Origin of the sequence: Methylobacterium sp. WL19 (assembly GCF_008040005.1) — a bacterium.
Lineage (GTDB): Bacteria > Pseudomonadota > Alphaproteobacteria > Rhizobiales > Beijerinckiaceae > Methylobacterium > Methylobacterium bullatum.
Genome location: NZ_VRVC01000177.1, coordinates 1 through 7,302 on the forward strand (window position 1 = coordinate 1; position 7,302 = coordinate 7,302).

Annotated in this window: 10 protein-coding genes; 8 read left to right on the top strand and 2 right to left on the bottom strand. The window is 70.3% G+C overall.

Annotated features, from left to right (window positions below; translation table 11 throughout):
* The 6 genes from FV220_RS22985 to phnE (FV220_RS23010) form a co-directional block, all read left to right on the top strand.
* Nucleotides 1–273: DUF1045 domain-containing protein (locus tag FV220_RS22985; RefSeq protein ID WP_147833358.1), on the top strand; the 273-nt coding region annotated here is incomplete at its 5' end.
* Nucleotides 274–284: 11 nt separating this feature from the next.
* Entirely contained in the window at nucleotides 285–914 is a 630-nt protein-coding gene (locus FV220_RS22990) for a DapH/DapD/GlmU-related protein (protein ID WP_147833359.1), read from the top strand.
* A gap of 89 nt (nucleotides 915–1,003) precedes the next feature.
* A complete protein-coding gene (phnC, locus tag FV220_RS22995; RefSeq protein WP_147833360.1) occupies nucleotides 1,004–1,807 on the top strand; it encodes a phosphonate ABC transporter ATP-binding protein in 804 nt (267 codons plus the stop codon).
* Nucleotides 1,808–1,836: 29 nt separating this feature from the next.
* A complete protein-coding gene (phnD, locus tag FV220_RS23000) occupies nucleotides 1,837–2,763 on the top strand; it encodes a phosphonate ABC transporter substrate-binding protein (protein WP_147833361.1) in 927 nt (308 codons plus the stop codon).
* 41 nt (nucleotides 2,764–2,804) lie between these two features.
* Nucleotides 2,805–3,683 carry a phosphonate ABC transporter, permease protein PhnE gene (gene phnE / locus FV220_RS23005; protein WP_147833362.1) on the top strand — a complete coding sequence of 293 codons (879 nt, stop codon included), beginning with the start codon at nucleotides 2,805–2,807 and terminating at the stop codon, nucleotides 3,681–3,683.
* Complete coding sequence (phnE, locus tag FV220_RS23010) at nucleotides 3,680–4,531, top strand: phosphonate ABC transporter, permease protein PhnE (RefSeq protein WP_147833363.1); 852 nt, start codon at nucleotides 3,680–3,682, stop codon at nucleotides 4,529–4,531. Before phnE (FV220_RS23005) ends, phnE (FV220_RS23010) begins: the two co-directional genes overlap by 4 nt.
* 26 nt (nucleotides 4,532–4,557) lie before the next feature.
* On the opposite strand, the gene FV220_RS23015 is transcribed toward phnE (FV220_RS23010), so the two are convergent.
* Complete coding sequence (locus FV220_RS23015) at nucleotides 4,558–5,466, bottom strand: LysR family transcriptional regulator (protein ID WP_147833364.1); 909 nt, start codon at nucleotides 5,464–5,466, stop codon at nucleotides 4,558–4,560.
* 89 nt (nucleotides 5,467–5,555) lie between these two features.
* Here FV220_RS23015 and FV220_RS23020 point away from each other — a divergent pair, with 89 nt between their 5' ends.
* Nucleotides 5,556–5,999: a PACE efflux transporter gene (locus tag FV220_RS23020; RefSeq protein WP_056142128.1), complete on the top strand. Its 444-nt coding sequence runs from the start codon at nucleotides 5,556–5,558 to the stop codon at nucleotides 5,997–5,999.
* Between the two features lie 91 nt (nucleotides 6,000–6,090).
* Here the strand turns inward: FV220_RS23020 and phnF are convergent, their stop codons facing one another.
* Complete coding sequence (gene phnF, locus FV220_RS23025; RefSeq protein ID WP_056142131.1) at nucleotides 6,091–6,837, bottom strand: phosphonate metabolism transcriptional regulator PhnF; 747 nt, start codon at nucleotides 6,835–6,837, stop codon at nucleotides 6,091–6,093.
* 120 nt (nucleotides 6,838–6,957) lie between these two features.
* Here phnF and phnG point away from each other — a divergent pair.
* A partial coding sequence (gene phnG, locus FV220_RS23030) for a phosphonate C-P lyase system protein PhnG (RefSeq protein ID WP_147833365.1) occupies nucleotides 6,958–7,302 on the top strand: 345 nt, incomplete at its 3' end.

The following is a 7,302-nucleotide window of genomic DNA, read 5'->3' on the forward strand; positions in this document are numbered from 1 at the left end:
CCCCCTGAGCGCGCCCGCCGCCGCCCCGAGCGCCTCGATCCCCGGGGCCGGGCGCTGCTGGAGCGGTGGGGCTACCCGCACGTGTTCGAGACGTTCCGCTTCCACATGACCCTGACCGGCCGCCTTGCCCCGGAGGAGCGCGCGACCGCTCTGCCCCTGCTGGCCGAGGCCGCTGCGGACCTGCCCGACCTGGTGATCGATGCGGTGAGCGTCGTCGTCCAGGACGGCACGGCGCCGTTCCGCCTCCTGCGCCGCCTGCCCTTCTCGCCCTGAAGGAAACCCCGATGGTCTCCGATCGCCTCGGCCTCGAACCGGCCGTCCACCCGACCGCCGAACTCTCCCGGTGCCGCCTCGGCCGCTACACCGAGGTCGGCGCCCGCACGCGCCTCAGCGAGACGAGCCTCGACGACTATTCCTACATCGTCGAGGACGGGCAGGTGAATTACACGACCATCGGCAAGTTCTGCTCCATCGCCTCGCATGTGCGGATCAACCCCGGCAACCACCCGATGGAGCGGGCCTCCCAATCCCATTTTACCTACCGGGCCAGCGCCTACTGGCCGGGCGAGGAGGACGAGCCGGCCTTCTTCGCCCGGCGCCGCGCCCTACCCGTCACCATCGGCCACGATGTCTGGATCGGTCATGGCGCCGTCATCCTGCCCGGTCGCAGTATCGGCACCGGGGCGGTGGTCGGGGCGGGCACGATCCTGACGCGGGATGTCGCGCCCTACACCATCGTGGTCGGTAACCCCGGCCGCGTCGTGCGGCGCCGGTTCCCCGAGGCGGTCGCCGAGCGCCTGCAGGCGCTGGCCTGGTGGGACTGGGACCATGCGCGCCTCCGCCGGGCACTGCCGGACTTCCGCGCTCCGTCGATCGAAGCATTCCTGAAGCGTCACGAGAGCGAGGCACAATAATACCGGCAATTGCTTAGCCGGAGAATAGTCATTCTCCTGTCGTGCAGAGCAGGTCTACCAGCGTTCGACATGAAACACTGGACCCCCGCATGCTGATCCTCGAAGGTCTCGCCCGCCATTACGGCGACCGCCGCGCGGTGGACGGCGTTTCTCTCGCCATTCCCCGCGGCCAGTTCGTCGGCGTCATCGGGCGCTCGGGCGCCGGCAAGTCGAGCCTGCTGCGGATGATCAACCGCCTCGCCGAGCCGACGGGCGGCCGCATCCTGTTCGACGGCCTCGACGTCACGGCCCTGCGTGGCCGCGACCTGCGGCGCTGGCGGGCGCGCTGTGCGATGATCTTCCAGCAGTTCCACCTCGTCGGTCGCCTCGACGTGCTGAGCAACGTGCTGATGGGCCGGCTCTCGGAGGTTCCCCGGCATCGCTCCCTGTTCAAGCTCTGGTCCGAGCGCGAGCGCGCCCTCGCGCTGGCCGCCCTCGACGAGTTCGGGATGGGCGACTTCGCCTGCCACCGGGCCGACCAGCTTTCGGGCGGACAACAGCAGCGCGTCGCCATCGCGCGGGCGATGATGCAGGCCCCGGACCTGATCCTGGCCGACGAGCCCGTGGCTTCCCTCGACCCGCGCAACACACGCATCGTCATGGACGCGCTCGCAGAGGCCAACCGGCGCCACGGCATCACCGTGCTGTGCAACCTGCATTCCCTCGACCTCGCCCGCGGCTATTGCGACCGCCTCGTCGGTCTCGCCGACGGACGCCTCGTGTTCGACGGCGCGCCCGCCGACCTCACCGATGATGTCGCCCGCCAGCTCTACGGGCTGGAGGCCGGCGAGGTCCTCGACGCCCCCGCCGCGCAGGCGCGGCCCCGGGTCTATCCCACCGCCCTCGTCGCCTGATTCCTCACCACCCCATCCGGAAGATCCCCATGCTGACCCGTCGATCCCTCGCCGGAGCCCTCGCGCTCGCCTTCCTCGCCGTCCCGGCCGCCGCGCAGGACTGGAAGGCGACCTATCCGGAGCTGACCCTGGCGGTGATCCCGGCCGAGAACGCGTCGGGCACCACCGACCGCTACGCGCCGATGACCGCCTACCTGTCGAAGGCCCTCGGCGTGCCGGTCAAGCTGCGCATCGCCAACGACTACGCCGCCGTGATCGAGAGTCAGCGCGCCGGCAACGCCCAGCTCGCCTTCTACGGTCCCGCCTCCTTCGCCCGCGCGGTGATGACCGGCGTCAAGATCGAGCCCATCGTCAACCAGAAGCACGACACCGGCGCCTCGGGCTACTACTCGGTGATCTACGTGCGGGCCGACAGCCCCTACAGGACGATCGAGGACCTGAAGGGCAAGAACCTCGCCCTGGTCGACCCCAACTCCACCTCCGGCAACCAGGCGCCGCGCTTCTTCCTGCACAAGGCCGGCCACCCGGTCGACGCGCTCTTCGGCAAGACCGTCTACGCCGGCAGCCACGAGAACGCCGTCCTCGCCCTCGTCCAGGGCACGGTGGAGGCGGCCGCCAACCTCTACAACACCGACACCGACACCATGGTCACCCGCATGGCCGCCAAGGGCATGCTCAAGAAGCCCGATGGGACGCCCCTGACGCAGGCCGATTTCCGGGTCGTGTTCAAGTCCGACTTCCTCCCCGAGGGGCCCTTCGCCATGCTGGCGAGCCTGCCCGACGACCTCAAGGCGAAGATCCGCGACGCCCTCGTGGCGATGCCGGCGGCGGACAAGGCCGCGTTCGACCGGCTCTCCGACGGCAAGGACCAGGGCTTCACCGCCGTGACCTTGAAGGATTACCAGCCGATCATCGAGATGCTGAAGTTCAACGACGACCAGCGTCGCAAATCTTGACACGACCTGTCCCGATCCACGCGTCCCGCCGGTAACGACCGATGCCCGAGCGGATCACGCCCCTGTCCCCGGACCGGGCCGTCGCCCTGGCGGGGGCCTACGACGCGGCCGTCTCCGCGACCCGGCGCCGGACCTGGGCCGGCCTCGCCGTGATCGTCGTCCTCGCCGGGCTCGCCGCCCACGCCGCCGAGGTGCGTCCCTTGGTGCTCGCGGCCAATATCGGCCGGTTCACCGACTACATCGCCCAGATCCTGCCCCACCTGACCCTGGCGAACCTGCCGGGGGACCTCGCCGAATGGTACTGGGGCTGGCCGAAATGGCTGGCTCTCCTCGGCGAGACCCTATTGATGGCCTATCTCGGCACCCTGCTGGGGGCCATCGGCGGCGTACTCCTGTGCTTTTCCGCCGCCGCCAACGTGACCGGCAGCCGGACGGCCTGTTTCCTGGTGCGGCGCGGGCTCGAATTCTGCCGCACGGTGCCCGAGATCGTGTTCGCGCTGCTCTTCGTCATCGCCTTCGGCCTCGGGCCGATGGTGGGCGTGCTGGCGCTGGCGATCCATACCACGGGGGCGCTGGGCAAGCTGTTCTCGGAAGTCGTCGAGAACATCGACATGAAGCCGGTGGAGAGCCTCACCGCCGCCGGGGCGGGCCGGATCGAGACCCTGCGCTTCGCCGTGCTGCCGCAGGTGTTGTCGAACTTCGTCTCCTACGGGCTGCTGCGCTTCGAGATCAACGTGCGGGGCGCGGGCGTCATGGGATTCGTCGGCGCCGGCGGCATCGGGCAGGAGCTCCTCGTGGCGATCCGCAACTTCTACTACGCCGATGTCAGCGCGATCCTGGTCCTGATCATCCTCACCGTGATGGCGATCGACCTCGGCACCGAGCGCCTGCGCCACCACCTTCTCGGGAGCCTGCGATGACCGGTCCCGACCTCGATCCGGCCGAGATCGCCGCCCTGCGCCGGCGCTTTCCCGAAAGCTTCCGCCCGGCCTGGCGCACCCGCCTCCTCGCAGGTCTCGCCCTCGCCGCCCTCGTCGCTTTGTCCGGCTATGCGCTGGTGCGCCTCGATTTCTCCGCCGCCCGCCTTCTCAATGGCCTCGGCCGCCTCGGCGAGTTCAGCCTCATGATGCTGCCGCCGGAGACCGGCGGGCGAGCCTGGGCCTTCCTTCAGGCGCTCGCCGAGACCCTCGGCATCGCCTTCATCGGGACGCTGACGGCGGCGATCCTGGCGTTTCCCGTGGCGTTCCTGGCCGCCCGCAACGTCGTGCCCAATCCCTTCGTGCATTTCACCGTCCGGCGCGGCCTCGACGTGGTGCGCTCCGTCGACGTGCTGATCTGGGCGCTGATCTGGATCAACGTGGTCGGGCTCGGCCCCTTCGCCGGTGCGCTCGCCATCGCCTGCGCGGATGTCGGGGCGCTGGGCAAACTGTTCTCCGAAGCGGTCGAGACCGTCGACGGCAAGGCCGGCGAGGGCGTCTCCGCCTCCGGCGGCGCTGAGTTGCACCGCATCCGTTTCGGCCTCATCCCGGCGGTGCTGCCGGTGCTCGGCAGCCAGGTGCTGTACTTCTTCGAGTCGAACACCCGCTCGGCCACCATCATCGGCATCGTCGGCGCGGGCGGCATCGGCCAGTACCTGACCGAGCTGATCCGTGTCCTCGAACTGCGCCAGGTCGCCTTCCTGATCCTGATGATCCTGGTGACCGTGGCGATCATCGACGCCGTCTCCGGCCGCCTGCGCCGGGCCCTGATCGGCGGCGTGACGACCTGAGCGGGAGGTCTGCCCGGCCCTCCCCGTCAGCCCATCTGTCCGTCCCGGGAGACGGGGCCGATCCGCTCCGCCGCGAAGCGCGCGCGCAGCCAGGTCGCGGCGGGGCCGCAGGGCCGCTGCTTGTGCCAGACCAGTTCCAGGGCGATGGGCCAGTCGCCCGCGTCGAACTGCAGGTCCGGCGTGACGAGGTGCGGCGCGGTGAGGGATGCGGCAATGACGTGGTCGGTGACGAAGGCCCAGCCGATCCCGTGCTTGACCATCTCGAGGATCACCCAGTGGCTCTCCACCCACCACACTTCGGCGGCCACGCGCAGGCGGCGCTTCTCCGGCCCGTCGCTGCGCGCGGCGACCAGGATCTGGCGGTGCCGCTTCAGTTCCTCCCACTCCACCCGCGCTTTGGCGAGCGGGTGGTCGCGCCCGCAGACGAGCTTGAGCGGCACCCAGCCGATGGTCTGGAAGCCGAGTTCCGTGGGCAGCACCTCCTGGCGCCACATCACGCCGAGGTCGGCGGCGCCGGACTGCACCATACGGCTGACATCCTCCATCAGCGGGAAGAGCAGTTCCAGCTCGACGAAGGGAAAGTGCCGGGCGAAGTCGGCGAACAGGGCGCCCAGCGCATGCTCGGGATAGAGCTCGTCGATGGCGACCACCAGCCGGTTCTCCACCCGTTGCTCCAGACTGCTCGCCAGGCCGATCAGGTGCTCGCGCCGGTCCAGCACCACGCGCGCCTCCAATAGCAGCCGCTCCCCCGCCGGGGTGAGCACCGGGTTCCGGCCCGCCCGGCTGAACAGCGTGACCCCGAGATCGGCCTCGAGATTCGCCACCTGGGTGCTGACGGCCGACTGCGCCTTGCGCAGCACGCGGGCGGCGCCGGAGAAGGACCCAGCCTCGGCCGCTGCCACGAAGGCCTGGAGCTGGTCCAGCGAGACCGCCATCTATCTGATCCTCAGATACGTTCTAACTTGCCGGACGGGGTATGGCAGATAGAAAGCCACGAACCAACGAGGCTTTTCGAGACGAGACCATGCGCAGCACCCGTGACCGTATCCGCCACGCCCTCCTGTTCGAGCTGTTCGGGCTGGCCCTCATCGTCCCGTTCGGCACCGTGCTGTTCGGGCTGCACGCCTCCGACATGGGGGTGATCGGCATCGGCAGCGCCCTGATCGCGACGGCCTGGAACTATGTCTACAATCTCGGCTTCGACCGGGCGATGCAGCGGCTCGTTGGGCACACGCACAAGGGGCTCCTCCTGCGGGTGGGGCACGCCGTGCTGTTCGAGGCGGGCCTGCTCATGATCCTGCTGCCGCCGATCGCCTGGTATCTCGGCATCGGCCTCGCGCAGGCCTTCTTCATGGATCTGACGATCGCGGCCTTCTACGTGGTCTACGCCTTCCTCTTCAACCTGACCTACGACCGCGCCTTTCCCCTGCCGAACTGGGGCAAGGCCGCAGCCGAGCCGTCCGCCTGAACCGCAGGCGAGCCGTTCCGCCGGCGGCTGGATTGCGGGTCCACGCGCCCGGTCGCCTGGGTCGACGATATCGTGGTCGCGCAGACGCCGATCACTCCACCACCAGCTCCACCCGGTCGGCCGCGAAGAGGCTGCGGGTGGCCTGGATGCGCTGGCCGTCGCCGTCCACGTTCACACTCGACAGGACGATCAGGCTGCGGCCGGGGGCGATGTCGAGGCGGGCCGCCTCCTCGGCGTCTGCGGGGCGGGCGCCGATCCGGGTCGAGAGTCGGGTGTAGTCCGCGACCCCGTAGCCCGCATAGGCGCGGGTGATCGACCCGCTGGCGGCGTAGGCCGCGTCGAAGCCGGAGAAGCGCGGCAGGGGCAGGCAGGTCCGGGCCGTCGAGATCGGGGCGCCGTCGGCCCGGTGCACGGTGTGGAGTTCGAGGATCGGTGCGCCGGGGGCGATCCCCAGGGCTTCGGCCCAGCCCGCATCGGCGGGCACCGTCGCGGCCGCGATCAAGTCGCCCCAGGCCTCGCGGCCCGTGCGCGTGACGATCTCGGAGAATCGGGTCCGGGGCCCGATCGGATAGGGGATCGGGCCCTGCTCCACGAAGCTGCCCTTGCCTTGCGTGGTGCGCACCAGCCCGTCCTCGGCGAGCACGCCGAGGGCGCGGCGCACCGTGTGCCGGTTCACACCGAAACGGGTGGCGAGCGCCGATTCGGCCGGCAGCTGCGCCCCGCGGGCAAGTGCCCCGCTGCGGATCTCGCCCGCCAGCGCGTCCGCGATCTGCCGCCAGGCGGCGAGACCGCCCCCGCGCCGGAGCGCTGTCACGGGGCTGTCGCCCGCCTCATTCATGGATCGCTCGCATAGCCCGCCCGAAAATCCTTGCGCCTGATCATCCTCTTGTCTATACATCTAGACATGTCTGGAGACCGATCGATGCCGAGTGCCAGCCAAACACCACCTGAGCCGGGGATGCCAGACCCCGCAGCCCGCCGGCATGCGATGGAGCGGGCCGGCCAGGCCAGCCCGGCCGAGTTGCTGGCCGCCCTGGTGCAGGCCGGAATCACGCCCGAGGCGGAGGATCTGCGCCCGGCGGAGACCGGCCTCGTGATGGTCCGGGGGCGGATCGGCGGCGACGGCCGGCCCTTCAACGCCGGCGAGGCCACGGTGACGAGAGCAGCGGTGCGGCTGCCCGGCGGCGAGACCGGCTTCGCCTATCATCTCGGGCGCGACCGGGATCGCGCCCGCCTCGCGGCCATCCTCGACGCGCACTGGCAACGCCCGGAGACGCGCCCGGTCCTCGATGCGGCCTTGGCC

Coding starts and splice junctions, on each gene's coding strand:
- FV220_RS22990 (WP_147833359.1), top strand. CDS start 285: ATGGTCTCCGATCGCCTCGGCCTCGAACCGGCCGTCCACCCGACCGCC.
- phnC (WP_147833360.1), top strand. CDS start 1,004: ATGCTGATCCTCGAAGGTCTCGCCCGCCATTACGGCGACCGCCGCGCG.
- phnD (WP_147833361.1), top strand. CDS start 1,837: ATGCTGACCCGTCGATCCCTCGCCGGAGCCCTCGCGCTCGCCTTCCTC.
- phnE (WP_147833362.1), top strand. CDS start 2,805: ATGCCCGAGCGGATCACGCCCCTGTCCCCGGACCGGGCCGTCGCCCTG.
- phnE (WP_147833363.1), top strand. CDS start 3,680: ATGACCGGTCCCGACCTCGATCCGGCCGAGATCGCCGCCCTGCGCCGG.
- FV220_RS23015 (WP_147833364.1), bottom strand. CDS start 5,466: ATGGCGGTCTCGCTGGACCAGCTCCAGGCCTTCGTGGCAGCGGCCGAG.
- FV220_RS23020 (WP_056142128.1), top strand. CDS start 5,556: ATGCGCAGCACCCGTGACCGTATCCGCCACGCCCTCCTGTTCGAGCTG.
- phnF (WP_056142131.1), bottom strand. CDS start 6,837: ATGAATGAGGCGGGCGACAGCCCCGTGACAGCGCTCCGGCGCGGGGGC.